This is a genomic window from Marinifilum sp. JC120 (assembly GCA_004923195.1).
In the GTDB taxonomy this organism is placed as follows: Bacteria; Desulfobacterota; Desulfovibrionia; order Desulfovibrionales; family Desulfovibrionaceae; genus Maridesulfovibrio.
In genome coordinates this window covers 35,454-60,663 of sequence record RDSB01000002.1, presented here as the reverse complement: position 1 = coordinate 60,663, position 25,210 = coordinate 35,454, and the positions used below count along the sequence as shown (strand labels likewise).

26 protein-coding genes are annotated in these 25,210 nt (G+C 49.0%); 12 read left to right on the top strand and 14 right to left on the bottom strand.

The features are described 5' to 3' along the window. Window positions 1–2: 2 nt before the first annotated feature. From D0S45_02915 to D0S45_02860, 12 genes are all read right to left on the bottom strand, one after another. Window positions 3–635: a hypothetical protein gene (locus D0S45_02915; protein ID TIH19145.1), complete on the bottom strand. Its 633-nt coding sequence runs from the start codon at window positions 633–635 to the stop codon at window positions 3–5. Window positions 636–822: 187 nt separating this feature from the next. Then, complete coding sequence (locus D0S45_02910; protein ID TIH19144.1) at window positions 823–1,758, bottom strand: alpha/beta hydrolase; 936 nt, start codon at window positions 1,756–1,758, stop codon at window positions 823–825. Between the two features lie 160 nt (window positions 1,759–1,918). Then, window positions 1,919–4,150 carry a polyribonucleotide nucleotidyltransferase gene (gene pnp / locus D0S45_02905; protein TIH19143.1) on the bottom strand — a complete coding sequence of 744 codons (2,232 nt, stop codon included), beginning with the start codon at window positions 4,148–4,150 and terminating at the stop codon, window positions 1,919–1,921. Between the two features lie 247 nt (window positions 4,151–4,397). Then, window positions 4,398–4,667: a 30S ribosomal protein S15 gene (locus tag D0S45_02900; GenBank protein ID TIH19142.1), complete on the bottom strand. Its 270-nt coding sequence runs from the start codon at window positions 4,665–4,667 to the stop codon at window positions 4,398–4,400. Window positions 4,668–4,740: 73 nt separating this feature from the next. Then, window positions 4,741–5,673: a tRNA pseudouridine(55) synthase TruB gene (gene truB / locus D0S45_02895; GenBank protein TIH19141.1), complete on the bottom strand. Its 933-nt coding sequence runs from the start codon at window positions 5,671–5,673 to the stop codon at window positions 4,741–4,743. 14 nt (window positions 5,674–5,687) lie between these two features. Beyond that, window positions 5,688–6,653 (bottom strand): bifunctional oligoribonuclease/PAP phosphatase NrnA, encoded by a 966-nt coding sequence (locus D0S45_02890; GenBank protein ID TIH19140.1) that lies wholly within the window; start codon window positions 6,651–6,653, stop codon window positions 5,688–5,690. Next, a complete protein-coding gene (gene rbfA / locus D0S45_02885) occupies window positions 6,616–6,969 on the bottom strand; it encodes a 30S ribosome-binding factor RbfA (GenBank protein ID TIH19139.1) in 354 nt (117 codons plus the stop codon). Before rbfA ends, D0S45_02890 begins: the two co-directional genes overlap by 38 nt. A 123-nt stretch (window positions 6,970–7,092) precedes the next feature. Further along, window positions 7,093–7,380 carry a DUF503 domain-containing protein gene (locus tag D0S45_02880; GenBank protein ID TIH19369.1) on the bottom strand — a complete coding sequence of 96 codons (288 nt, stop codon included), beginning with the start codon at window positions 7,378–7,380 and terminating at the stop codon, window positions 7,093–7,095. 55 nt (window positions 7,381–7,435) lie between these two features. Beyond that, window positions 7,436–10,354, bottom strand: coding sequence for a translation initiation factor IF-2 (locus D0S45_02875; GenBank protein ID TIH19138.1), 2,919 nt, complete (start codon window positions 10,352–10,354; stop codon window positions 7,436–7,438). 6 nt (window positions 10,355–10,360) lie between these two features. After that, complete coding sequence (locus tag D0S45_02870) at window positions 10,361–10,591, bottom strand: DUF448 domain-containing protein (GenBank protein ID TIH19137.1); 231 nt, start codon at window positions 10,589–10,591, stop codon at window positions 10,361–10,363. Window positions 10,592–10,645: 54 nt separating this feature from the next. Continuing rightward, complete coding sequence (gene nusA, locus D0S45_02865) at window positions 10,646–12,046, bottom strand: transcription termination/antitermination protein NusA (protein ID TIH19136.1); 1,401 nt, start codon at window positions 12,044–12,046, stop codon at window positions 10,646–10,648. 74 nt (window positions 12,047–12,120) lie between these two features. Beyond that, window positions 12,121–12,588: a ribosome maturation factor RimP gene (locus D0S45_02860; protein ID TIH19135.1), complete on the bottom strand. Its 468-nt coding sequence runs from the start codon at window positions 12,586–12,588 to the stop codon at window positions 12,121–12,123. Between the two features lie 430 nt (window positions 12,589–13,018). Between D0S45_02860 and D0S45_02855 the strand changes: the two genes are divergently transcribed. From D0S45_02855 to fliW, 12 genes are all read left to right on the top strand, one after another. Beyond that, window positions 13,019–13,291, top strand: coding sequence for a hypothetical protein (locus D0S45_02855; GenBank protein TIH19134.1), 273 nt, complete (start codon window positions 13,019–13,021; stop codon window positions 13,289–13,291). Between the two features lie 146 nt (window positions 13,292–13,437). Then, a complete protein-coding gene (flgF, locus tag D0S45_02850; GenBank protein ID TIH19133.1) occupies window positions 13,438–14,205 on the top strand; it encodes a flagellar basal-body rod protein FlgF in 768 nt (255 codons plus the stop codon). Window positions 14,206–14,230: 25 nt separating this feature from the next. Next, on the top strand, window positions 14,231–15,013 hold the full coding sequence (flgG, locus tag D0S45_02845; protein TIH19132.1) for a flagellar basal-body rod protein FlgG: 783 nt from the start codon (window positions 14,231–14,233) through the stop codon (window positions 15,011–15,013). A 25-nt stretch (window positions 15,014–15,038) separates the two neighbouring features. Further along, window positions 15,039–16,043 carry a flagella basal body P-ring formation protein FlgA gene (flgA, locus tag D0S45_02840; GenBank protein ID TIH19131.1) on the top strand — a complete coding sequence of 335 codons (1,005 nt, stop codon included), beginning with the start codon at window positions 15,039–15,041 and terminating at the stop codon, window positions 16,041–16,043. A gap of 21 nt (window positions 16,044–16,064) precedes the next feature. Next, complete coding sequence (flgH, locus tag D0S45_02835) at window positions 16,065–16,763, top strand: flagellar basal body L-ring protein (protein TIH19130.1); 699 nt, start codon at window positions 16,065–16,067, stop codon at window positions 16,761–16,763. A 58-nt stretch (window positions 16,764–16,821) separates the two neighbouring features. After that, window positions 16,822–17,955, top strand: a complete 1,134-nt coding sequence (locus tag D0S45_02830) for a flagellar basal body P-ring protein FlgI (protein ID TIH19129.1) — start codon at window positions 16,822–16,824, stop codon at window positions 17,953–17,955. A 290-nt stretch (window positions 17,956–18,245) separates the two neighbouring features. Further along, window positions 18,246–18,977 (top strand): metalloendopeptidase, encoded by a 732-nt coding sequence (locus D0S45_02825; GenBank protein TIH19128.1) that lies wholly within the window; start codon window positions 18,246–18,248, stop codon window positions 18,975–18,977. Between the two features lie 77 nt (window positions 18,978–19,054). Further along, window positions 19,055–19,534 (top strand): flagellar protein FlgN, encoded by a 480-nt coding sequence (locus D0S45_02820; GenBank protein ID TIH19127.1) that lies wholly within the window; start codon window positions 19,055–19,057, stop codon window positions 19,532–19,534. Further along, window positions 19,534–21,654, top strand: a complete 2,121-nt coding sequence (gene flgK, locus D0S45_02815; GenBank protein ID TIH19126.1) for a flagellar hook-associated protein FlgK — start codon at window positions 19,534–19,536, stop codon at window positions 21,652–21,654. Before D0S45_02820 ends, flgK begins: the two co-directional genes overlap by 1 nt. Window positions 21,655–21,682: 28 nt before the next feature. Next, window positions 21,683–23,257, top strand: a complete 1,575-nt coding sequence (gene flgL, locus D0S45_02810; GenBank protein TIH19125.1) for a flagellar hook-associated protein 3 — start codon at window positions 21,683–21,685, stop codon at window positions 23,255–23,257. Window positions 23,258–23,405: 148 nt separating this feature from the next. Then, a complete protein-coding gene (gene csrA, locus D0S45_02805) occupies window positions 23,406–23,645 on the top strand; it encodes a carbon storage regulator (GenBank protein TIH19368.1) in 240 nt (79 codons plus the stop codon). Continuing rightward, complete coding sequence (fliW, locus tag D0S45_02800) at window positions 23,621–24,064, top strand: flagellar assembly protein FliW (GenBank protein ID TIH19124.1); 444 nt, start codon at window positions 23,621–23,623, stop codon at window positions 24,062–24,064. The genes csrA and fliW overlap by 25 nt, the downstream gene beginning before the upstream one ends. Window positions 24,065–24,209: 145 nt before the next feature. On the opposite strand, the gene flgM is transcribed toward fliW, so the two are convergent. Beyond that, a complete protein-coding gene (gene flgM / locus D0S45_02795; GenBank protein TIH19123.1) occupies window positions 24,210–24,509 on the bottom strand; it encodes a flagellar biosynthesis anti-sigma factor FlgM in 300 nt (99 codons plus the stop codon). Between the two features lie 58 nt (window positions 24,510–24,567). Continuing rightward, on the bottom strand, window positions 24,568–24,984 hold the full coding sequence (locus D0S45_02790; protein TIH19122.1) for a hypothetical protein: 417 nt from the start codon (window positions 24,982–24,984) through the stop codon (window positions 24,568–24,570). Window positions 24,985–25,210 lie beyond the last annotated feature (226 nt).

Sequence of the window (25,210 nt, the reverse complement as noted above, 5' to 3'; positions counted from 1 at the left end):
GTTTATCCTTTTATCCTTTTGACTTCATCTTCTCCGCTGTAGGCGATGACTTCTTTCCAGCCGGCTGAGATGAAACCCTGATCGGTTGCGATTTGCGGAGCAGGTTTGCCTGCTGAGGTGTGGTACCAGATTTCATAGGGGGCGTGGCTCGGCTCTGTGCGTGCGTTGCCTTGTTTTTGGGTATGGTTGTGAAGGAAGAGTAGGATGAAGGAACCCGTCTCCTCTCCTTGCTTCGGATGTCCGGTGTAGAGGGCAATGTCCATGGAACCTGACGGGCGCAGTGAACGGGTCCAGTTGAAGCGTCCATTGTTTTTCCACGAGGTGTCCTTGGTGAAGGGGGGCATCAATTCCTCTTCCAGTTGAGGCACAGTCAACCACTCTTCTTCCTCGCTATGAATTGCATTGATTTCCACCGCAGCGGTGTAAAGACCGTTGAATACCGCCAGTTCTTTTTCATTCAGATCGCTGAAGGCCCTGATCTGGAAATCTGCCAGATTTGCTATCTCAGACTGCTTTTGGTTCACCAATATGAGAGTCGCGCAGCTCACAGTAACCAGTATGGCCGTAAGCAACACGTACATGGTTTCTTTGCCCTTACCGGATGGTGAAACCAATTGTCTGGATGATTTATTCATATGAAATCCTATTGATTTGATAGTGGGGATGAAAACCATTATCGCTATGTTGCAGGCGCGTCAAGAGAGGAGTTCAATTATAAGCTGTGTTGACAAGGCACAAAAAAAGCCACCGGGGAAATACCCGGCGGCTTTGAAGATGGTCTGATTATATTAGATTAGAGAGATTTGTATCTCTTGTATTGTATTAATTTAATTTGTTATTTTTGAGAATTGTTTTTATTGTTTCATCCAACGCTTTGTTGAATTCGTCTGGGCGGGCGAGCATAAGAAAGTGAGCAGCTCCCTTCAGTGTTATTGCTTCAAAGGAACTCATGTGCCTGCGGTTAGCTTCATAATTAATGGGCCACAGTTCGCCACTTACGCAATAAACTGGCTGGCGAACCTCGTCAAAAATAGTAGCAGCCTCTCCTGTTATATATCGATCGAAATACGCGTGGTTGGCACTAAGTGCGACTTTTGGCGGGGCGGATGACATATCAGCAACTACCCAGTCCCGAATGCGCTGTGAAGTAGAATTTGAAAACATCATGTTCACCATCCTGCTGCTTCCTGAAGGGAAGTCTTCTTCAAGTGGGGCGAGGAACTCACGTTTCCCTTTTTCATCAAGTGGATATTCGATATTTTCGAACGTATCTATTCCTATCAGTGCGATTACCTTATCTGGCATTATTCTCGCGGTTTCAGCTATGACAGGACCGCCCATGGAATGTCCGATCAAGATTGCTTTATTGGCATTGATAGCAGTGATTACAGCTGCAACGTCTTCGCCGAATGACTTCATTGTATAGTTTGAACGCTCAGCAGAAGAGTGCCCATGTCCAGCGAGGTCAACAAGAACGATTCTGTCTTTTTTTGAAAAAAAAGGAACCTGTTTTCTCCAGTATCTACTGTCACAACACCAACCATGTACAAAGATGAGGGGGATCTTTCCTTCACCGTATATCTCATAGGATATAGTACTTCCGTCTTTAGAAGTAGTTGTTCGCGGTATATCGTTTTCGGCCTGTACATTTCCGGGACTGACATTGAGCCAAAAGAGGCAAAATAAAATTGTTGTTAATAGTTTGAGGTGTGAAGATAAAAACAATTTTTTTAAAATTTTTCTCTGTGATTTCATCATGGTCCTCATCAGTCTGTGGTGATGCGATTATTAGAATTGCAATACTTTTGTAGGTATATTTATTGGGTTGGTCAATAGGTGGGATATCTTATCGTAATCCAATAAAAAAGCCGCCGGGTGAAATACCCGGCGGCTTTGAAGATGCTTATGTCTGCGGTGTCTATCTGCGACGTCCGCCACCGCCACCGCGTCTGTCGTCGCGGCGACCGCCATCACGTCCGCCTCTGGGACCACCGGGGCGTCCGCCGCCCATCTTGAAAGAGTCAAGATTGACTTCCTGTCCGGCCTGCTCCATGAGCCATGCCTTACGGGAAAGACGGATACGTCCGTTGGGCTGTACTTCAACAACCTTAACGGTGATTTCCTGACCGAGCTGGACAACATCGGTAACTTCAGCGATGCGTTCAACGTCGATCTGGGAGATGTGCAGGAGACCTTCGAGACCGGGCAGGATTTCAACAATCGCGCCGATTTCGAGGATTTTCTTAACAGTACCCACGTAGTTTTTGCCCAGTTCTGCGGTCTGGTCGTAGTACTTAACCATCTCCACAGTTTTCTTGAGGGACTCAAGGGTAGGTGCGAAGATGGAAACCTTACCGGAATCTTCAATGTCGATATCGGCTGCAGTTTCAGCAGTGATTGCTTTGATGTTTTTACCGCCGGGTCCGATGAGGTCACGGATCTTCTCGGGGTTGATCTGCAATACTTCCATCTGCGGAGCGTTAACGGAAAGTTCAGCTCTGGGTGCTTCAATGACTTCCTTCATATCATCAAGGATGATCTGACGGGCTTCTTTAGCCTGACCGAGTGCGTTGCGCAGAACCTGAGCGGGAATACCGCTGATTTTGATATCCATCTGGATTGCGGTGATACCTTCTTCAGTACCGGCAACCTTGAAGTCCATATCGCCGAGGGCATCTTCGTCGCCGAGGATGTCGGTGAGAACGTAGTATTCATCGCCTTCCTGGCAAAGACCCATGGCAATACCTGCAACAGGCGCGCTGATGGGTACACCGGCATCCATGAGGGACAGGGTGGTGCCGCATACGGAAGCCATGGAGGAAGAACCGTTAGAGTCCATTACTTCGGAAACTACACGCATGGTGAAGGGGAACTTCTCCGCAGCGGGCAATACCGGGGTAAGAGCGCGTTCAGCCAGTGTTCCGTGGCCGATTTCACGACGGGAAGGAGCACGCAGGAACCTAGCTTCACCAACGCAGTACGGAGGGAAGTTGTAGTGGAGCATGAAACGCTTGGTGTCTTCACCGATCAGGGTTTCAAAACGCTGCTCATCACGGGTGGAACCCAGTGTGCAGACAGCGAGAGCAGAAGTCTCACCGCGGCGGAACAGGGCGGAACCGTGGGTCATGGGCAGGCTGCCCACTTCCATGGAAAGATTACGGACAGTGGTCAGGTCGCGACCATCGATACGTACGCCGTTATCCACAATGCGCTTACGCACGATTTTCTTTTCAAGGTCGCCCATTACATCGCCGACAGCTTTAACTCTGGCAGGCTCTTCGGGGAATTTTTCCTCGACCAGTGCCTTGGCTTTAGCTTTAACCTGAGACTTGGCGTCTCTACGTTCCATCTTAGCAGGAATGGTCAGGGCTTTGTCGAGTTCATCAGCGAAGTTTTCAGTAACGAGAGTGATGACTTCTTCGTCTTTTACAGGCGCAGCCACTTCCATCTTGGGGCGACCGACTTTTTCGCGCAGTGCGTCCTGAAGGTCGAACATAGGAGCCATCTGTTCGTGACCCCATTCCAGTGCTTCTGCAATGGTGTTCTCAGACAGGAACTGGGAGCTACCTTCAACCATGATCACTGCGTCGCGGGTTGCGGCGAAGACGAGGTTGAGATCGCTCTGTTCAGCAACACCCTTGTAGGTGGGGTAGAGTACGAAGTCATTGTCCACAAGGCCGACGCGGGCTGCTGCAACAGGACCGTTGAAAGGAAGGTCGGAGATGTGCAGTGCTGCGGATGCACCGGTCATTGCCAGAACATCGGGGTTGGTGTCGGTGTCAGCGGAAAGAACGGTTGCGATAACCTGAACTTCATCGCGGTATCCTTTGGGGAACATGGGGCGTACAGGGCGGTCCATGAGACGGGAAACCAGTGTTTCACGGTCGGAAGGACGGCCTACTTCGCGGCGGAAGTAACCACCGGGGATGCGACCCGCGGCGTATGTTCTTTCAAGGTAGTTACAGGTCAGCGGAAAAAAGTCGCGCGGGCCGTCAGCGGGCATGCCTACGGCAGTAACGAGAACAACGGTGCCGCCGGACTTGATCAGAACGGTTCCGTTGGTCTGGTTCGCCATACGTCCGGTTTCCAGTGTGATGTCGAGATTACCGACACGACCGGTTACGGAAGTGGGTTCAAAAGGTACTAACATTTAGATTCCTCTCTAAAATAAGTTGTAATAATGGAACCCGATGCTGTCCGAATTTTCCAGCCGGCTAAGGGAGGATTTCATATCGGGGATGAACCCCTTCCTCAGCCAACTAAAAATCCATTGCAGGAGAGCACGGATCCCTTCGTTTAATCAGATCTAACTACCATCTATATGATGTAAAGTCAGATGAAAACACAAATGTGTGAATATAATAAAAAGGGGAGGGCAAGCCCTCCCCTGAAACTGCTTATTTGCGCAGACCAAGTCTTGCAATAAGATCGCGGTAACGCTGAACGTCTTTAGACTTCAGGTACTTGAGGATGTTTCTGCGCTGGCCAACCATTTTCAGCAGGCCGGTGCGGGAGTGAAAATCCTTTTTGTGGCTCTTGAAGTGGTCGGTCAGGTACTTGATTCTTGCGGTAAGAATAGCAACCTGTACTTCAGGGGAACCGGTGTCACCAGGTTTGGTCTGGTATTCTTCAATTACTTTTGCCTTGTCTTCAGCAGTCATAACCATAGCGTTATCCTCCAATTCACGTTTTGAACGCGAATGTTTAGTTTGTGCTGGAAGTTGAAATTCCCGCGGGGAATCAACCCCACAAGCCGCGAAGTATTACCCAGAGAAGCTTGCCGTCGATCTGCTTTGTCTCCATAAGAGCCAGAGCTGTACCGTTGGTATCAAGGAACATAGCCCTCTCGCCTTCGATAATTTTCTGATCAGCAGCTACATCCTCAACAGGGATTCTTGTTCCGTTCTTGATGGCTCCTGACATGATTTCCGAAACGGTAAACCTGTGCCAGTGAGGCAGGGCTTCCGCAAGCGGAATTATCCGTGCCTCGAATCCTTCAGGATCGGCAAGAACCTCATCGAGGTTGTGCGCTTCGCTCAGCCGATATGGCCGGCTTTCTTCGCGCCTAAGTGATTCCATTACCGCGCCGCATCCGAGCCGCGACCCCAAGCTATGGACCAGGGAGCGTATGTAGGTGCCGGCAGAGCACCCAACTCGGAAATGGGCCAGTGGCAGACTCACTTCCAGCGGTTCTGCATCAAATATTTCAATGCTCTTGATTTTGACCGGGGTTTTTTCCCCTTTTCTGGCCAATTCATAGAGCGGTTTACCTTTATGCTTTGCAGCCGAATAGGCAGGAACTTCCTGACTAGTCAAGTCATTCCAGTGTAAAATTTCGTTTTCCACCATTTTTTCCGTGATCTCGGAAATATCTCCGGTGGAAGTCTCAGCACCTTGAATGTCATAAGTATCTGTAGTTCTTCCGATACTCAAACTTCCGGTGTATACTTTATCATGTCCCAGCAGATAAGGCCCGAGTTTTGTGGCCTGACCGAGCATTACCAGCAGTACGCCTTCGGCTAAAGGATCAAGTGTTCCTGCATGGCCAATCTTGGATTGCTTCAGCTCACGCTTAATAGAATTGAGGCAGTCGGTTGAAGTCGGACCGGATGGTTTATGTAAAACCAGAACACCGTGTTTTTGAAAAGGACTTTTTTTAGGTTTTCTTCCCATAATCTAATAAGCTTTTAATTTATAACTTTATCACCGATAGCGGAGATGAGTCTTTCACGTACGGTATCGGGGTTGTTTTCAATGAGTCCGCCGCTGGCATTCTTGTGTCCACCGCCTCCGAAGAGAGAGGCCACAACCTGAACGTTGTCGCGGGATTGTGAGCGTAAGCTGAATTTGTAGCGCATAGGGCTGTCTTCACGGATGAGCACGGCAACGCGTACTCCCTGAATGCGGAGGATAAAGCTGACCAGACCTTCACAATCAGGTCCTCCTGAACCGGATTCATCAAGCATTTCCTGCGGGATGAAGAGCAAGGCGGTCTGCCCGTCATGATGCATCTCAACCTTGCCCAGTGCTGTGGCCCAGAGATTGATGCGTTTCATGGTCCACTGGTTACGGATTTTGGGTACAAAATCACCTAAATCAAGACCATAGCGAATGATATCTGCGATTATTTCGAGGGTCTCAGGTTTGGTGTTGTTGTAGGTAAAGAATCCGGTATCAGTGGCAATGGACAGGTAGATGGATTCACCAAGCTTGCCGGAGAGGGAAATATTAAATTCACGGGCAATAAGAGTTACCATCTCGCCTACTGCAGGGCGGTTGGTGTCTACCCAGTTTACGGCAGCGAACCCGGAATTGCCCATGTGATGGTCAATGTTTATGGATTTTTCCTGATCCATGGCGTTCATGAGCGTTTCGCCCATGCGTGGTGCATCACCGCAATCAAGGATGATATACCAGCCATCAAATCCTTTGGGGATTTCAGTGAGAATAGGGGAGGGAGTCTCGAACCAATTCATGGCTTCGGGCTTGCCGCTCTGGTTGTAGAGGCGGTAACGCTTACCGAGCTTTTCGAGGATATAGCCCATGGCGGCGGTTGAGCCTAAAGCATCACCGTCCGGATTAAAATGGGCTGCTACGAGAAAGTCGTCCTCTTCTTTAAGAATCCGACATATCTCTTTTAGTCGAGCTTCCATAAACCATCTCCTCAAGGAAGTTGTCGTGCACGAACCTGAGTTCGGGGATTTGACGGACGCGGATACGTTTGCTCAGTTTACTGCGAATGAAACCCTTGGCTTTATCCAGAGCCTTGACCGCAGCAGTGATTTTATCCTTGTCCCCGGCCATGGTGAACATCACCTCGGCTATATTATTGTCTTTATTCATACGCACCCCGCTGATGGAAACCATCTCGAGGCGTGGGTCGGCAATCTCTTCAATGAGCATTGTCGCAATTTCGCGCATGATCTGGTCGCCCATTTTAACGGAACGGCGTGATGTCGAAGTCTTCATTTTATTTACCTCTAAAATCTGTTTGCCTTCAGCGGCTTAAAACCTTTTTACATGGCTTTACCGTCGTCAGCACAAAAGCGTATTTTAAAATTCTTTCAAAAAAAGTAATCCTGACCATAGTGGTCAGGAACTGAAAATTTCTGTTTCGCAATGAATCAATTCAGCCGGGGCCATGGCTTCGATCATTGCCAGTGCTTTTGACAAAGTTGATTCAACCTTGCGTGTTTCATTGGCTACAGTCACTGCGGCGAGTATGAGCCTTTCGTGGGAGTCCATTGCTTCAACTTCAGAAATCGAGAGGTTGAATTTGTTTCGAAGCTTTTGCTTCAGGCTGAGGGATATTTTACGTTTTCCCTTGAGAGATCTGTTTCCGTGCAGTCTGAATTCCAGTGACAGTACGCCGATTATCATATCAAATTTATAAATCAGGGGCGGAAACAATGCTTCCGCCCCTGATGTTTTATTCTTATTCGAGGGTTCTTGCTACTTCCACAACCTGGAAGGCTTCGATAAAGTCGCCTTCCTTAATGTCGTTGAACTTCTCAAGACCGACACCGCATTCGTAGCCTTTGGCAACTTCTTTAGCGTCATCTTTGAAACGTTTCAGCGAGGTCAGGGTTCCGGTGTAGATAACTACGCCGTCACGCAGCAGACGAACCTGAGCATGTCTGGTCAGCTTGCCATCCGCAACCAGACAACCGGCGATAACACCGACTTTGGGTACAGAGAAGGTCTGGCGAACTTCTGCCTGGCCGAGGTACTCTTCCTTGATATCCGGAGAGAGCATGCCGCCCATGGCGTCTTTGATTTCGCCAACCAGCTTGTAGATGATGTCGTAGAAGCGGATTTCCACTTCTTCGCGCTCTGCGATTTCCTTGATCTTCACAGTCGGTCTTACGTTGAAGCCGATAATGATTGCCTGTGAAGCGGAAGCCAGCAGGATGTCGGATTCAGTGATTGCACCGGCACCGCCGTGGATGACTTCAACCTTGATCTCATCAGTAGCCAGTTTGGCAAGAGCTTCGTTGATCGCTTCAAGTGAACCCTGTACGTCAGCCTTGAGGACAACGTTAAGAGTCTGTACTTCCTGGTTCGGTTTGGAAGCGAGGAAGGATTCAAGGGTAACCTTGGATTTTCCTGCCAGTTCGCGTTCGCGGTGCTTGAGCTTACGCTCCTGAGCAATGCGGCGGGCGATTTTGTCGTCTGCTACGCAGATAAACTCATCACCGGCTTCGGGAATACCGTCAAAACCCTGAATCTCGACCGGGAAGGCCGGGCCTGCGCTGTTGATCTTTTTGCCGCGGTCATCAAACATGGCACGAACACGTCCATGGTAGAGGCCGCAGACAAAAGGGTCGCCCTGATTGATGGTACCTTCCTGAATGAGGACGGTTCCGACCGGACCACGGCCTTTGTCGAGTTTTGCTTCAACAATGTTACCGCGTGCTGATTTGTCAGGGTTGGCCTTGAGTTCAAGAACTTCAGCCTGCAACTGAACCATTTCAAGCAGAGTATCGAGTCCGGTACCCTCTTTGGCGGAAACCGGAACGAACATGGTATCGCCGCCCCAGTCTTCGGGAACGAGGTCGAAATCGGACAGCTCACGCTGAACTCTTTCGGGGTTGGCTCCTTCCTTATCCATTTTGTTGACAGCAACAACAATGGGAACGCCGGCAGCTTTAGAGTGACTGATAGCTTCACGGGTCTGATCCATGACGCCGTCATCAGCTGCAACAACGAGGATAACAATATCAGTTACCTGTGCTCCACGCATACGCATGGTGGTAAACGCTTCGTGACCGGGAGTATCGAGGAATACGATCTCACCGCGTTCAGTGGAAACATGGTACGCACCGATATGCTGAGTGATGCCGCCTGCTTCTCCGTCGGTAACAGTACTGTGACGAATGGCGTCGAGCAGTGATGTTTTACCGTGGTCAACGTGACCCATAATGGTAACGATGGGCGGGCGGGCTTTGAGATTCTTCTCTTCATCCACTTCGCTGGTAGGCACAAGCAGCTCTTCTTCGGAGTAGGATACGTTTTCAACTTCGTATTCAAACTCTGCTGCCAGCAGGGTGGTGGTATCAAGGTCCAAGGACTGGTTGATAGTCGCCATTACACCGAGACCGAAAAGGGTCTTGATGAGTTCCTGAGCTTTAAGTCCCATCTGGTGGGCCATATCGGAGAGGCGGATAGCCTCGTTGAACTTGATTTTACGTTTTGCAGCCTTGAGAGGTTTCTGAACAACAGGAGCCTGTTCAACACGGTTCCTGCCTTTCTTGCCTCTTTTCTTGCCGCGAAACTTACTTTCAAGATCTCTTTCCTGATCAGTCTTGCGACGATCTTTGCCGAACTCAACGACGCGTCTGTCCTTCTTGAATTTCTTCTTCTTGCTCTGATCATTACCGGGAGCTGGTGCACCGGGAACAGGTCTTCCGCCACCGGGACCGCCGGGACGTCCTCCTCCGGGACCTCCGGGACGACCTCCACCGGGACCGCCGGGACGACCTCCACCGGGACCGCCGGGACGACCTCCACCGGGACCGCCGGGGCGTCCGCCACCGGGACGACCACCGCCGGGTCTACCGCCGCCGGGACGACCACCGGAGGGTCTGTCACCGTCGGTAGGACGACGTCTTGCTCCACCCGGGCCTTCTGCTGCACGCTGGGCAGCCTGAAGGTTGGGATCAGGTCTGGAAATAATTTTTACTTTGGGCGCTTCGATTTCTTTTTTCTTCTTGCGCTTTTTCTTCTTGGGTTCGCCTTTTGCTTCAGCTTTACCAGCAGGTTTCTTTTCCGCTTCGGCTTTAGGGGCTTCCGCGGATTTTTCTTTTGCTGCCTTGGCTGTTTTTTCAGCCGGAGCTTCTTTAGCTGGCTCTTTGCTTTCAACTTCCTTTGCGGCGGGGGGAGTGTCCACTTCGGAGGCTTTGGGCTCTTCAACTACGGGGGCTTCTTCTTTCTTTTCAATTTCTTCAGGCTTGATCACTTTGACCATGGGCTTCTCGCTTTTAGCGGGGGCCTTTTTGGCAGGTTTTTTCTTCGCTGGAGCCTTTTTCTCTTTAGCTTCCTGCTTTTTCTCTGCCGGAGCTTCTTTTTCTTCTTCTTTTGCGGGAGCCTCTGTTTTTGTTTCCGCTTCTTCAGCTTTCGCTTTGCCGCGACCGCCTTTGCGACGGCGCACGATTACACCGGGCTGAACCTCGCGCTGTTCAACTTTGCCGGACTTGCCGGAAAGTTCCTTGCGGATGGTATCTGCCTGTTCCGCGTCAATATTGGCTACAGTGCTTTTTGCCTGTACGCCAAGGTCGCGGAGTTTTTGAAGGATGTCTTTGGTATTAACCCCGAGCTCGGTGGCTAATTCCTTTACTTTGATTTTTGAAGCCATATGGTGCTACCCCCTGAAGTTCTTCTTCCGTGGTCGAAAAAATTTTAATCTTTCAAGGCATTTTTCATTGTCGCAAATATAGTATCCGCGACCCTGCATTACCTTTTTTTCATCCGGAATAAGCTCGCTGTCGGAAGCCCCCTTGCCCACAACGAACCTGAACAGTTCTTCTTTGGCAAAACGCTGCCTGCAAATGACACATGACCTAGTGGGTACATGTTTTTCTGTGCTGTCCATTCCGGTCAAATACAACTGCCTTTATCGAGTCTCCGGGGTTTCCCCCGGAGTGTATTATTCATTTTCTGAAGTCTGAGTTTCAGACTCTTCGTTGACAGAATCTTCAACCTGTTCTTCCACTTGTGCAGAAGTTTCGGTTTCAGGTTCTTCTACCGACTCTTCTGTTTCTACAGGAGCTTCGGTTTCTATTTCTTCAATCTCTTCAATTTCTTCATCTTCAAGATCGCCGATACCCAGCAGCATGATTGCGGACTTCATGTCGGAAACTTTAGAGGAAGTCATGCCGGAAATAGACAGGAGAATTTCCTCGGAAGCGTTGGCTACCTGACTTACGGTTTCGAAACCGGCGGAGAAAAAGTTGTCCACCGGAATTTCGGCAACACTTGCCAGCTGGTCAAGGCCCTTGCTTGCGGCGTTTATTTCGCCGTAGCGGCTTTCAGTAAATACGTCTATTTTCCAACCCAGCAGCCTTGAAGCGAGTTTTACGTTCTGCCCTTTGCGTCCGATTGCAACAGTCAGCTGATCGTCGGGAACAACCACTTCAAGGGTCTTCTCGTCTTCATCCACTGCGATTCTGGTGATGACCGCAGGGGAAAGTGCGTTCTGGGCGTACATGGCTATATCCTGACTCCAGACAACGATATCAATGCGTTCGCCGCGCAGTTCCTGAACAATGTTCTGGATGCGGGAACCGCGGATACCGACGCATGCGCCGACAGGATCGACATCACGGTCAAGGGAGTTAACTGCCACTTTGGCGCGCAGTCCCGGATCACGGGCAACGCCCATGATTTTGACGGTTGCGTCATCCACTTCAGGTACTTCCCTTTTAAAAAGTGAAGTCATGTACTCGGGGTGGGAGCGGGATACTGTGATCTGTGGACCACGGGATTCTTTCTGGACATCAATGATGAATGCCTGAACCCGGTCGCCACGTTTGTATCTTTCACGGGGAATCTGCTCGCCCTTGGGCAGGACAGCTTCGGTGCGGCCGAGGTTGATGATCCAACCGGTACGGTCACGACGCTGAATGATGCCGCTGACGATTTCATGCATGCGGTTTTTGAATTCATCGTAGATGATTTCCTGTTCCGCATCACGCATACGCTGGATGATGACCTGCTTGGCTGACTGAGCGGCTATTCTGCCCAAATCTTCGATTTTGAGCTTGAAGCCCATTTCGTCGTCAAGCTGCACGTTGGGATCATGTGCCTTTGCTTCCTCGAGGGTGATCTCGCTGATCTCGTCTTCAACTTCCTCGGCAACTACCTTGAACTGGTATACTTCGATTTCACCGGCATCTTCATTGAAGTTGACTTCGATATCCATGGCGTCGCCATATTTGCGGGCCACTGAAGAACGTACCGCTTCTTCAAGGGTATCGATGAGCAGGTCTCTGTCGATCCCACGGTCCTTGCTGATCTGGTCAATCGCTTTTTTGAGTTCAGAACCCATATCGCTCCTCCGCTTCGGCACAATTTCCATGGCACATAATTTGTGCCGGCTAGCCGAATGACTGCCTTATTAATTTATTTAAACTCGTGGATGAGTTTTGCTTTCTTTATTCTATCCCATTCTATTTTGATGGGATCTTCCTGATCTTCCAGCTTGAGCAGGAGCCCTTCCTCGTTAGTTTCCTGAAGAAGTCCTTTGAACTTTTTACGGCCTTCAATAGAAAATACGAGGGCGATGTCCATTTTCTTACCGATGTAAGCGGACATCTGCTCCGGTTTGAAAAATTTTCTTTCCAGTCCGGGAGAGGAAACTTCAAGAACGTATGCGCTGTCGATTACTTCTTCGGCTTCAAGCATGAGACCTACGTCCCTGCTTACTTCTGCGCACTGTTCAATGCTTACGCCTTTTTCGCTGTCAATATAAATGATAACAGCAGGGCGGTTGGCGGAAGTCACTTCCACGCCCCAGAGGGTCAGCCCCATTGATTCAATGGTAGGCTCCACGAACTGGCTTACTTTTTTGGCTAATGAGCCCTGTTCCACGACTTACCCCGTGTTTCAAGTTTTCAGGCGGACAAAATAAAAAAAAGTGGACCCGAAAAAGGCCCACCTCAGCATCTTAACCCAACGAAAGGTTGCAAATTGAGGCTTGATGCGAATGTATGAGGCTCGCCTGAAACTTCATAAAGTCAAGATGTATACCCGTTGGGAACACTGAGATACACCCGCACCGAGTTCAGCAACTTAGGCGTAACCAGATTCAATGTCAAGTGCTGAATGAGTGTTTGCGAAGGGGAAAGGGAAAACGATTTGGAACTGGCTTCGATTACGGGACCGTAAATGAATATCATTATATTATAACACTCGCAAGTCCTGTAGGTTTTGACTTTGCTTGTTCATGCAGGTAGATTTGACTTATCACGTTCCGAGCTTATCATTAAACTATAAGGAACATATAAACAGGATAAAGAAAATGCCGGTACTTACTGACAATATCGTTGCAGGCCCCGCAGGGCACGTACAAGCTGCTCCGGCGGCGACCTTTAGTGCCGGTCCGGCAGGCTCAACTGTTCCCGGTCCGGCCGGTCATGTGGAAATAACTCCGGCTACGCAGGGAATACGTAGTCTTGATGCAACTGTTGCTTTTGAGGTTGAGGATGCCACCATAGGGTATGTTTCTCCCGACGTAACTCAGGGCATCGTCCCTGAACTCAGGGTGGGGGTCGTGGTGCATCACACCGCATAGTCTCACATACCGATATAATTGAATATGTCCCGGTCAAGCTTTTTGCTTGGCCGGGATTTTTTTGTCTCTATGTTTTTTTGGCCTGCACTTTGCATTGATAGAAGCAGCAACTAATGCGGAGTAAATCCTCTTTCAGGAGAAAAGACATGCGATCCAGTATTTTCAGTGCCCTTTTTGGGGCCATGTCCAACGAACATAGGATTGATATTAGCGCCAATAATTTGGCGAACGTCAATACTACCGGCTTTAAACGTGACAACTGTGCTTTTCAGGACACGTTTATCAGGTTCGCCCATGACAATGTGGCTGATGCCAAAACTTATCTCAGGGATAAAGACCTATTGCCGGAAGCAAAAATCATGGCCCGTCCCAGACTTTCCGAAGAAGTGATCGACATGTCTCAGGGTTCTTTTCAGAAAACCGAGAATCCTCTGGATCTCGCCATCCGTGGTGATGGTTTTTTCAAGGTCCAGAAGGGCGACGGAACCTATCTTACTAGAAGCGGTGCCTTTACTCTTACTCCTGAAGGAACCCTTATAACCGAACAGGGCTACCCGATCATGGCTAACGGTGGGGAAGTCAACCTTCCGCCACGTTCCAATGTGGTGATTGACGGGGAAGGTGTGATTTACGCTGACGGCCAGGAAGTTGCCAAGCTCGATTTTGTACAGCCCGCAGATTACCGCGAACTTAAGAAGAACGGGGAAAACCTTTTTGTGAATGAAGGGGACGAAGTTCCCGCTGAAGGCGAGGTTGTGCAGGGCTACATTGAGAAATCCAATGTTGAAGTCGTTAATGAAATGGTTGCGATGATCGAGTGTCAGCGCAGCTTTGAAATGTACCAGAAAATGATTACCACCACCGACCAGCTTGACCAGAAGGTTATCCAGCAGGTTGGTCGTGCAATGATGTAATAAATTAAAATAGGGGGATACAATTATGATGCGCTCACTCTGGACCGCGGCCACAGGTATGGTTGCCCAGCAGTCTCACATCGATGTTCTTTCCAACAACCTTGCCAACGTGAACACTCAGGGGTTCAAAAAAAGCAGGGTGGAGTTCGAAGACCTCATGTACCAGACCATGAGAATTGCCGGTTCTGAAACTCAAGGCGGCAACAAGCTACCCACAGGTATGCAGATTGGTATGGGTGTAAAAGAGGTCAGCATTCACAAATTCTTCAGTCAGGGATCTTTTGAAAGTACCGGGAACCCCCTTGATGTCGCTATTGAAGGACAGGGTTTTTTCCGCATCGACCGTAACGGCGAAGAGGCATACACCCGTGCCGGTGCATTCAAACTCGACAATGAAGGCCGCGTGGTCACTTCCAATGGTTATGCCTTGCAGCCTGAGTTTATCGTTCCGCCGGAAGCCGTGAACGTGGTTATTTCTGAAAACGGCCATTTCGCCGCTCTGGATAAAAACGGTATAGAACTGGCTGCTGTTGATATTCCCATTTATGACTTTATCAACGAAGCCGGGCTCAATGCCGCAGGTAAAAACCTTTATCTGGAAACCGAAGCTTCTGGTGCTCCAGTAGAAGGAACTCCCGGTGATGACCGTTTCGGTACTCTTGCTCAGGGTTACCTTGAAGGCTCCAACGTTGAACTGGTTGATGAAATGGTCGGACTTATTGTCGGGCAGAGGGCTTATGAGACTAACTCCAAAGCCATTACCACTTCAGATTCCATGCTTCAGACCGCCATTAACGTGAAACGATAGCAAGTAGCTGACAGGACGGTTTATCATGACTAAGGCAGATTTTATAAATATGGTTCGCAGGTTTGCGCTGATGTTTGTTGTTGTGGCAGGAGTGGCTGTTTTTGCTGCTGCTCCGGCTTCGGCCACAAAGCAGAACACCAACTGGCGGATCAAGATTAAGTCTGCCGCCGTAGTCAAAGGTCCGAGAGTGGTGCTTGGCGATGTTGCCGAATTTTACGGCGACCTCCCGGCGCAGACCAAGGCTGACCTTTCACAGGTTGAGCTGTGGAATGCTCCTGTCAGAGGACGTAAGCCGGTCACAGTGAATCGCAGTAAGCTCAGGGTTATCTTGCAGCATTATCTTGGTGAATTGGTCGGTAATTGTATTATTCCCGCTACTTTGACCATGCAGACCGGCGGCAAGGTCATGACTCAAGAGCAGCTTAAAAGGGCGGTTGTCAAAGTCTTGACTCCTCAGGCAGCAGCTTTGGGTGGTGACCAGAAGTTCAGAGAATTCAAAATTCCTACCCACCTCTTTTTCAATGATTCCATGGATAGTTTGAGGGTCCAGATCCCCCGGGCCCTTAAGCCGGGTAGTAATGGTTTCAGGATGGAGGTGGTCAGTGTGGACGGACGGGTGTTACGGCAATTATCCGGTTCGGTTTTCGTGGATATCTGGAAGCCTGTACCCTGTCCGATTCGTCCTCTGAACCGGAAAGAGATTGTGACCCCTGATTTAATTACTTGGAAGAGTAAGAATATGGCTCATCTGGGCAATCGGGTCTGGGATGGAAAGGGCGGGCCGTGGCGCATTAAGATTCCCATAGGGACCGGGCAGCCCATCATGCGTTCATCCATTGAACCCGCACCCGTTATCGCAAGGGGTGATAAGGTCACTCTTTTGTTTAGAAGTAAGCATCTGAAGCTTACTGTTCCGGTGGAAGCCCTTGAAGACGGCGGTGTTGGTCAGACTATCACGGTACGCAATTTGCAAAGTAAGCGTAAAGTGGTTGCGACAGTTGTCAATGCCCAGACTGTTCAGGTTAAGTAATTAAGCGGAGGAATGAATAAAATGAAAAAATCAATGCTGGCAATTATGCTTCTTTCAGCCGTATGCGCTGGGTGTTCTCCTGCCAAGCAGGCACCGACCCCCATGCCGGTTATGACTCCGCCTGTCCAGTACGAACCGGAACCCATGAACAATCCCGGTTCTCTTTTTGCGTCTACTGATTCCGAATATCTTTTTGATGACAACAGGGCGCGCCGGATCGGCGATATCGTAGTTGTCACTGTTACTGAAACCAGCAAGGGTAAGCATACTTCGAATTCAAAGGCTGAAAAAGAGAATACTACGGATCTGAGCGTATCCAGTTTTAGTGCCGGTCTTGCTACTGCAGTTGATCCTTTCAATATGAAAGGTGGTGCCGGGAATACACCGCTTATCGGTTCCGCACAGTCCAACAAATTTAAAAGTACCGGTGAAACCAAGAATGAATCGACCCTAACAGCTTCTGTTGCTTGCAGGGTGGTCAGGGTTCTTCCCGGTAATGTGATGCAAGTTGAAGGGGCACGTCAGGTTCGTATTAACGATGAAACACAGGTGCTGGTCGTACGCGGCCTACTCCGTCATCGTGATATCGGTCCCAGCAACACCGTGGCATCAAGTTATCTTGCTGATGCACACATCGAAGTCTACGGGCGCGGCATTCTTGCTGACAAGCAGAGACCCGGATGGCTTTCCAGAATTCTTGATAATGTCTGGCCCTTCTAATTATTGGGCAAGGTATCTATAAGGTTTTATAAGAGTCACTCGATTAATGGAGGAAAGGATGAAATTCGTTAACAGGATGAACAGCACAACAGCAGGGCTTGCGGCAGCCGCATTGCTTTTGTTCATCGTACTCATGAGCGCGCAGCCCGCTGAAGCGGTCAGGCTGAAAGATATTTCATCTTTCAGCGGCGTCCGTGACAACGATCTGGTCGGTTACGGTTTGGTTGTCGGTCTTTCGGGAACAGGTGACGGAACCAACTCCGCATTCACAATTACTTCCATGATCAACATGCTGGAAAAAATGGGTGTTCAGGTTGACCGTGCTTCCATCAAGCCGAAGAACGTTGCCGCAGTTATGGTTACCGCCAAGATGCCTGTTTCTGCCCGGCCCGGTGCACCACTTGATGTTACTGTCTCATCTATTGGTGACAGTAAGTCCCTGTTTGGCGGCGTACTGCTGATGACTCCCCTTAAAGGTATTGACGGTAAGGTTTATGCTCTTGCTCAGGGCGCGCTTACTGTTGGTGGTTTCTCAGCAGGCGGCGAAGCTGCCAGTGCATCCAAGAACGTGGTTACCGTGGCGCGTATTCCTTCCGGTGCCACCATCGAACGTTCTGTTCCTTTTGATTTTAATCGTCAGCAAAAAATAACCATTAATCTCGGTATTTCTGATTTCGGAACTACCATGCAGGTTGTGAAGAGAATTAATAATGTGGTCGGTGGTTCTTATGCCAGTGCAGTGGATGCTTCCACAGTTGACCTGGCTATTCCTGAGCATTTCCGAGGTAATATGGTTCCGCTCATGGCCTCTCTTGAGAATATTGAAATTGCTCCTGACTCCAAGGCTAAGGTTGTGGTTGATGAGAAAACAGGAACTGTGGTTCTTGGTCGCAACGTGCGCTTGAGTAAGGTCGCCATTGCTCACGGTAATTTGCAGGTTGTCATTGCAGAAAGCGTGGACGTAAGTCAGCCCGGACCCTTTGCTCCTGAAAATGCTGAGACTGTGGCTTCTCCCGAAACCGATCTTCAGGTTGAGGAAGATAACAACAAGTTAATGCTTGTCGAAGGCGCAACCTTGCAGGAACTGGTCGACGGACTCAATGCCATCGGTGCAACTCCGCGTGACCTCATCTCGATTCTGAGAACAATGAAGGTAGCCGGAGCATTGCATGCAGAGCTTGAGGTAATCTAGGGTAGATACCTCTTTCAACTTACAACAGTTTTTAAATCATGAAGAAGCCCGGCATTAACCTGCCGGGCTTCTTTGCTTGGAACAGATTTAATTTATAGCGGACCAGTCAAAGTCCTGACTTGGCATGATGGAGGCGGCTTCTCATAGAAAAAAAATATTCGTGAAAGCGGGCGTTAAGCAAGAGTTTTCAAAGGTCTGTTCAGGACGGTACGCTATTTGCAAAATTGGAGAGAAAGCGGTTGTGGCAGTCGTCAGGACTCAGGCCGCGTATGAACTGGAGGTAGTTTTAGATGATAGACAGCACAATGAATACAGCCAATGCACAGGCCAAAGCTGAAAGCAAGGAACTACAGGGATTCAAGCGTAAGCTTAACTCCCTGAATGACCGTCTTTCAGGTGGGGAAGATCAGGAAAAGTCCCTGCGTGATGCGTGTAAGAAATTCGAAGCAGTCTTTATGGGTAAGATCTGGCAGCAGATGCGTAAGAACGTACCCAAGAGCGGTTATCTGAGTAATCGTTATGAACAGCAGTATACTGCCATGTTCGATAAAGATTTTTCCGAGAAGCTGGCTGAAGGCGGCGGCATCGGATTGGGTGACATGCTTTACGATCAGTTACGCGCCAAGCTTGAAAATGCCAGCAAATCTACCTTGCGTGGTACAGGCAACTCCACTGCACTTAAGACTCTTGATGAAGTAGGGCGTCAGGGTTCCGTTCATGGCACTCATCTGGCTGCCGTTAATAATGGGAAAGATGGCATGCCCGGAATTCCCTTGCCCAAACCCGGAATCTCACTTGAAGATGAAGATTTCAGTTTTGGGCAACGAGTCGAGCGTAAGGTTGCCCGTGAGAATCCAGCAGGTTCCGCTTCTACTTCCACTGCTTCCAAGCCCATGAGCAGGACCGAGGCCATGGCTAAGATTGAAGAGTTGGCTCGTAAGATTGAGCAGGAGCACGACACAAAAGTTTATGTGCAGGGTGTAACGGCTGAAGAAATTGGCAAGAAACTTGCTGGTATATAATCAAGGTTTTGTTAAGAAATCTTTGAGAAATATAAAATTTAATAAATATCAGGTTGTTAAGTAGGGAGGAGAGGGAAATGATCAAGCTTATACAGGCAAATCTTGACAGGCAGTCGAAAGCGGTCTTGTTGCTATCTATGCTTCTTCAGGAAGAATTTTCCTTACTTATGAGCAAAGATCCGCACGGAGTTACCGGAGTAGAACTGGTAATTCAGGAACTTATGAGACAAATTTCCGCAGAGCGCATGTCCATGAGAGCTTTTGTCCAAAAATTTGACCCTTCCGCTCAGCGGCTCGGTCAGATTCTTCCCGCTATCGAGGACGGGCAGCGTAAGGATATTGAAAAACTGCTCGCTAAAATCGATGAATATGAACAAAAGTGCGGCATGCAGGCCACCAAGAATCATCAGCTTGCTCAGGCCCTGCTTGAACAGTCTTCTTCCATGCTGGATTTTCTGCACAAGGAAATCACTCCCAAGGAAAAGAATGTTTACTCTGCACGTGGTCGTTATTCTAATCCCAAGCCTCAGGCTTCATTAATTAACGGGAGGCTGTAATGCCCGGTGTTAACTCTCTTCTGAATCTGGGCACAGGGGCCCTTTTTGCCTCACAGTCGGCGATTGCTGTAACCGGTGATAACATTTCCAATGTTAACACTAAAGGTTACTCCCGTCGTAATGTGCGCCTTGAGGAAGGGGTCAGCATTAACTATAATCCGGGCCAGATCGGTACCGGTGTCCGCGCTGCTGAAATCTACCGCAACTTCGACCAGTTCGTAGAAAATAGTTACAATGACAAAGCTACCAAGCGTGAACGTTGGGATACTCTTCAGAACACCTTGAGCAGTGTTGAATCCCTTTTTAATGAATCAAAGGGATACGGCCTTAACTCAAGCATAACCAAATTTTTCAATGACTGGCAGGAACTCAGCCAGCGTCCTAACGATGCTGCTTCCCGCCAGCAGTTGCTCAGTGATACCACTAACCTTGTCAATTCTCTGCACTCCATGCAGAGCGACATGACCCGCTATCAGCAGCAGGTTGAGGATTACATCAAGCAGGATGTGAGCAAGGCTAATGATATTATGACTCGCATTGCCGAGATCAACCAGCGCATCAATGTGGAGCAGGTTGACGGGCAGAACAATCCTAATGCCCTTTATGACGAAAGGGCCACTTTGATCCGTAATCTTTCCGAGATCATGGATACCAAGATGATCGATAACGGAAGGGGCGATGTCACCATCACCACCGGTGCAGGACAGACTCTGGTGGACGGTGATAAGCACTTCAGTCTCTCCTATGATGGACCGCAGAGTCAGAATAACCTGACCCCGGCTTCCAATTTTGACGGTAAGGCCTACTTCGATGGCTCCAGCGAGTTTGAATACACTCTGGAATGTGTCACTGCGGGTGGCGTCGGCGGTGCAACCCCTGCTGAGTATAGGGTTTCCCTTGATGGCGGAACCACATGGCTTAAAAACGACGATGGTACCGTAAAAACTTTTACTGCCAGTCCTGAGACCGGAGCCCTTCAGGTCGACGATCTTAAAATCTGGTTCGGAACCGGTTCGGACGCTTCTGTTACGCCTGCTAACGATATGTCTGTGGGTGACAAGTTTAACATCGTGCCCAAGAGCGCTTTGTACTGGGTTGAGAATACCTCCACCAAAGAGAACATCACTCCGCAGATTAACTTCGCAGGGCAGGACAATACCAGAAGGGTTACCGGTGGTTCGCTGGCCGGATATTTCAACTTTCGGGACAACGCAGTGGGTAGATACAAGGAACGCATGGATGCCCTGACCAATGAACTCGTCTGGCAGACCAACCGTATCCACTCACAGGGTGCCGGACTCAAAGCCCATACTTCTTTGGAAGGAACTTACGGAGTGACTACTGACAGCGCGGCTCTTGGTGGCGGGACATCCGGTTTACCTTTCGCTGACAGACTTCAGTCCGGTAACTGCATGATGTATTTCTACAACTCCACTACCGGGGCCATGGAAACTTCCGGGCCAATCGATTTTGATTCCGGTACTGCCGGGGTGCAGCCTTTTGATCCGGCTACACATTCTATTGAGGATGTCCGGGATGCCATCGATGATACTTTCGGTACCTATGTGGATGCTTCCATAGTGAACCATAAGCTGCACATTACTGCTCGAGATGGATATAATTTCCAGATGGGGACCGATACTTCTGGTCTGGCTGCGGCTCTTGGCTTGAACACTTATTTCAGTGGCTCGGATGCTTTGGATATATCGGTTAACGGCGGGGTTAACGGAGATATTGATTTCATTAATGCCGGGCATGTTAACGGTGCTGGTGAGGCCAATGAAGGTGACAACACCAATGCTCTCAAGATGAAGCAAATGGGGATGACCGATCTGGATATCACTACTTCATTTGACGGCACCACCAAGCAGACTCTGGTTGAATACTACGACGGTACGGTAGCAGTTGTCGGCGCAGATACCGGAACTGCTAAGTTTAATAAAAATTTTCAGGAAACACTCGCATCTGATCTTGACGACAAGCAGCAGGCTGTATCGGGTGTCAATATTGATGAAGAGATGAGTAATCTGATCAAGTTCCAGCATTCATACACAGCAGCTGCAAAACTGATCACAACCGCTGACCAGATGCTTCAGACCCTGCTTGGGATGAAGAACTAAGGTTTTTAAAGGCTGAGGGAGAAAGGCTATGAGAGTATCACAGCAAATGCTTTTCAACACATATGTGTCCAATATGAATACGTCTTTGACCGATCTGGTGGAGACTAATATTCAGGCACAGACCCAGAAGAAGGTTAACAAGCCTTCTGATGATCCTGTGGGCATGGCCCGTATTCTTGACCATCGTGAGACATTGGCTACAGTCAAGCAGTACCGGGATAATGTCGATACTGCCAAGGGTTGGCTTTCTCTTTCCGATTCCACTCTTACTCAGGTTTCTACTATTATCACCCGCGTCAAGGGATTGGCAGAGCAGGGTGCGTCAGGAACCATCACTGCTGACAACAGGGAGCAGATCAGTTACGAAGCTCGTCAGCTTTTTCAGCAGTTGGTGTCTCTTGCCAATACCGAATATGAAGGCAAGAGTATTTATGCCGGGCACAAGGTGGAAGACAATGCCTTTGTTGAGAAGCTTTGGATGACCACCAACGACGCCAATGTTTCTTCGCGTAATTTCTCCATTACCGGAAGTGCGGACAAGACTATAGTGGTGCAGTTTCTTGACTCCGGTGATATTGGTGGCGGTGCAGATCTTGATTACCGCTATTCCAAGGACGGTGGAAAGACTTTTACCACCAAGACTCTGGCTGCCGGTGCTACTTCACTTGATTTCGATGGTGTGGACATGGATTTCGACCTCGGTACTCCTGCGGTCAATATTCCGGTTGTTGCCAACGCGGCTGACAATACCAACGATTCTTCCGGTACCTGGATGTGGGTTCGTCCCACAGCCCAGTACATGGGTGATGATGCAGATCAAACTAATGTTGTCGGGTTGAATACCACCCTGAACGGTCCTTTGAATCAGGCTGAAGGTGCTTTTACTAAAGATGTGGTTGTCCGTATTGATAATACCACTGATCTGGCCAGCCAGATAGAGTATTCCTACAGTCTTGATGGTGGGGTTAACTGGGTTGGCGGTAATGTTAAGCCTGCTGACGGGGTTACTTCCAATGCAGTATTAACCATTCCCGGCGGAACTTTGACTATCCACTCTAATGGTGGCTCAAATGCTCTGGGATCAGGGGCGCAGTTTCTCGTTCATCCTGATACTGCGGCGATGGATGTGCAGATTCAGGAAAATGAATTTGTGCGCATCAACGATGTTGGTAAGGATATTTTTGGCGGTGTTTATCAGCAGCCCGGCGCAACCGGAGCCAGTGTTGTTTTTAACAACAACAGTACGCTCACGGGTGATGGCAATTCGCCCACTCAGAACCTGCTTGAAACCATGGGGAATCTTGTGGCCTTTCTGGAAACCAACAACCAGAGCGGCGTACAGGAGTGTCTTGATAGTTTGAATTTATCCCATAAGCACGTATTGACCAAGGCTGCCGATGTCGGTGGCAGGGAGAACAGGCTTGCGGTTGCGGATCAGGTTCTTTCAAGTCTTGAACTGAACGAAAAGGAACGTATCTCGCACATTGAGGATGTGGATGTGGGTGAACTCATGACCAGGCTTTCCCAGCAGCAGATTGTATACGAGGCTGTGCTTAAGAGTTCCTCCATGATCATGAAGATGAACCTGCTCAATTATGTTTAAGAAATTTATTTAAATGTAGATAGTTGTGCTTGCCCGCAACCCCTGTCTTGCGCTACTACTTACCCAGTGCTGAAAATATTTTCCATGGTGGCGGATGTTTTCAATTAAAGCAGAAACGATCCAAAGGATTATTTACACACATATTTATATGCTTATTTTGACCCGGAGACCGGGGGAAGCCCTTTACCTGGATGACAACATAAAGATTACGGTATTAAGCGTGCAAGGCCGACAGGTTAAGCTAGGGCTTGAAATACCGGCTGAAACTACTGTCTATAGGGAAGAGGTTTACCTCAAGATTAAAGAACAGAACCGTTTGGCGCTTGAAAACACAGAGCAGGACCTTCTTGCTGCGACCGAGTTATGGCAAAAGAAAGACAAAAAATAATCAGGACCCGTATCGGGGAAAGAGAGATTACCGAGGAAGGTATCATCTACTTTTCCCGTGGATTGATCGGCTTTGACGATAAAAGGGATTTCGCTTTGATTCAACTTAGCGAGGATTCTCCCTTTCTCCTGTTGCAGAGTCTCGAAGATCCGGGTCTTGGGCTGCTGGTGGCTGATCCCTACAGTTTCATGGACGATTATGAAGTTCGTTTAAATGAAGCGGAGAAGAGAATTTTAAGAGTGGAAAATGTCCGCCAGCTTGCAGTGCTGGTTACAGTTACCATTCCTCCGGGAAGACCTACTGAGACTACTCTTAATCTGGGTGGTCCCATTGTCATCAACTCTGAGGCAAGACGCGGCATGCAGATTCCGCAGGTAGACTCCAAGTACCCGACACACTTCCGCCCGGCTAACGATTGATCCTTCGTAGTTTCGGGGTGTCAAATTAATAATTTTAATTTGATGTGTTTGAAACTTCAGGCGTTGCCGGGACAGCGTGCGGGAAAACTCCCATATATTTAGTCACTAAGACGGTGGAATCCTTAAGCGGGTTTCACCGTTTTTGTTATCTTAAGAAATCAACTTCGTCGCGCACGAGGTTCATGGCCGTCTTGCGAATATCCGGCTTGTATGTACCTGAGCGAACCTGCTCTCTCAGCTCTCTTACCTTTTGTTCTCTGGTGTCCGGGCTTTCGGTGGCAGCTTGACGTGCTGTGCCGAGAAGCTTCGCCTGTGACGAAACATTAACCACGTCACGGGTGGCGGCTGAACTTTGCTGCTGGCTCTGGGGCTTACCTGCAATGTCCTTTGCCCGGTTGTCAGAGTAGGCCTTGAGAGGGGTCTGGCTATACTGGTTAATCTTCATAATCCCCTCCGGGGTTACCAAATTTACAATAGTTTGAGGTTATGTCGAACGGCTCGTATCAGAGCATGGTCCGATCTACCTTGTCCAGCGTGATTTCCCAGAGACGGTTCATGACCTGCGCTTTTTCCTCGCGCGGCAAATCAAAAACACCTTCCGGGGTCTCTTTTAGAACTTGTACATCGCTGCCATCGAGCGGGTACTCGAAAACAAAGCGATCACCAAAATCAAGCTCCAGCTGTTCTAGTATATCGGACACTACTGGATTTTCATTACCCGAGACGATGAGATTTTCGATAATTTCCCGAGAAACTTTTTCGATCAGTTCGCGACGCCTTGCCTGTCTCGAAATAGTGACCGTGTCAGGAGACTCGGACCTTTTCAGGGCACGCCTGAATCGGGCCAGTCGTTTGGCGCTGGTCAGCTGCTTTCCATAGGTGCGCAGCATATTTCGTATTTCAGCAGGGTAGTGAGCCACGATACATAATCCTCCTCATACCCTGTATCGGCTGGTTTCAATATATTCTTTAGGGTTATTTAACAAAAAAAATGAAAATAAATTGATACATTTTTCAGGTAGTTATGCCTGGATGGAGAAATAAGCTTAAAATTTGTCCCAAAAAAAGTATAGTGAGGCTGATTATTTTCTTTGTTTTTTTAAAAAAGCAGCAAACAGTTGAATCTTGGGCCTCTTTCTAATAGGA

Coding starts and splice junctions, on each gene's coding strand:
- D0S45_02915 (TIH19145.1), bottom strand. CDS start 635: ATGAATAAATCATCCAGACAATTGGTTTCACCATCCGGTAAGGGCAAA.
- D0S45_02910 (TIH19144.1), bottom strand. CDS start 1,758: ATGATGAAATCACAGAGAAAAATTTTAAAAAAATTGTTTTTATCTTCA.
- pnp (TIH19143.1), bottom strand. CDS start 4,150: ATGTTAGTACCTTTTGAACCCACTTCCGTAACCGGTCGTGTCGGTAAT.
- D0S45_02900 (TIH19142.1), bottom strand. CDS start 4,667: ATGGTTATGACTGCTGAAGACAAGGCAAAAGTAATTGAAGAATACCAG.
- truB (TIH19141.1), bottom strand. CDS start 5,673: ATGGGAAGAAAACCTAAAAAAAGTCCTTTTCAAAAACACGGTGTTCTG.
- D0S45_02890 (TIH19140.1), bottom strand. CDS start 6,653: ATGGAAGCTCGACTAAAAGAGATATGTCGGATTCTTAAAGAAGAGGAC.
- rbfA (TIH19139.1), bottom strand. CDS start 6,969: ATGAAGACTTCGACATCACGCCGTTCCGTTAAAATGGGCGACCAGATC.
- D0S45_02880 (TIH19369.1), bottom strand. CDS start 7,380: ATGATAATCGGCGTACTGTCACTGGAATTCAGACTGCACGGAAACAGA.
- D0S45_02875 (TIH19138.1), bottom strand. CDS start 10,354: ATGGCTTCAAAAATCAAAGTAAAGGAATTAGCCACCGAGCTCGGGGTT.
- D0S45_02870 (TIH19137.1), bottom strand. CDS start 10,591: ATGGACAGCACAGAAAAACATGTACCCACTAGGTCATGTGTCATTTGC.
- nusA (TIH19136.1), bottom strand. CDS start 12,046: ATGGGTTCTGAACTCAAAAAAGCGATTGACCAGATCAGCAAGGACCGT.
- D0S45_02855 (TIH19134.1), top strand. CDS start 13,019: ATGCCGGTACTTACTGACAATATCGTTGCAGGCCCCGCAGGGCACGTA.
- flgF (TIH19133.1), top strand. CDS start 13,438: ATGCGATCCAGTATTTTCAGTGCCCTTTTTGGGGCCATGTCCAACGAA.
- flgG (TIH19132.1), top strand. CDS start 14,231: ATGATGCGCTCACTCTGGACCGCGGCCACAGGTATGGTTGCCCAGCAG.
- flgA (TIH19131.1), top strand. CDS start 15,039: ATGACTAAGGCAGATTTTATAAATATGGTTCGCAGGTTTGCGCTGATG.
- flgH (TIH19130.1), top strand. CDS start 16,065: ATGAAAAAATCAATGCTGGCAATTATGCTTCTTTCAGCCGTATGCGCT.
- D0S45_02830 (TIH19129.1), top strand. CDS start 16,822: ATGAAATTCGTTAACAGGATGAACAGCACAACAGCAGGGCTTGCGGCA.
- D0S45_02825 (TIH19128.1), top strand. CDS start 18,246: ATGATAGACAGCACAATGAATACAGCCAATGCACAGGCCAAAGCTGAA.
- D0S45_02820 (TIH19127.1), top strand. CDS start 19,055: ATGATCAAGCTTATACAGGCAAATCTTGACAGGCAGTCGAAAGCGGTC.
- flgK (TIH19126.1), top strand. CDS start 19,534: ATGCCCGGTGTTAACTCTCTTCTGAATCTGGGCACAGGGGCCCTTTTT.
- flgL (TIH19125.1), top strand. CDS start 21,683: ATGAGAGTATCACAGCAAATGCTTTTCAACACATATGTGTCCAATATG.
- csrA (TIH19368.1), top strand. CDS start 23,406: ATGCTTATTTTGACCCGGAGACCGGGGGAAGCCCTTTACCTGGATGAC.
- fliW (TIH19124.1), top strand. CDS start 23,621: ATGGCAAAAGAAAGACAAAAAATAATCAGGACCCGTATCGGGGAAAGA.
- flgM (TIH19123.1), bottom strand. CDS start 24,509: ATGAAGATTAACCAGTATAGCCAGACCCCTCTCAAGGCCTACTCTGAC.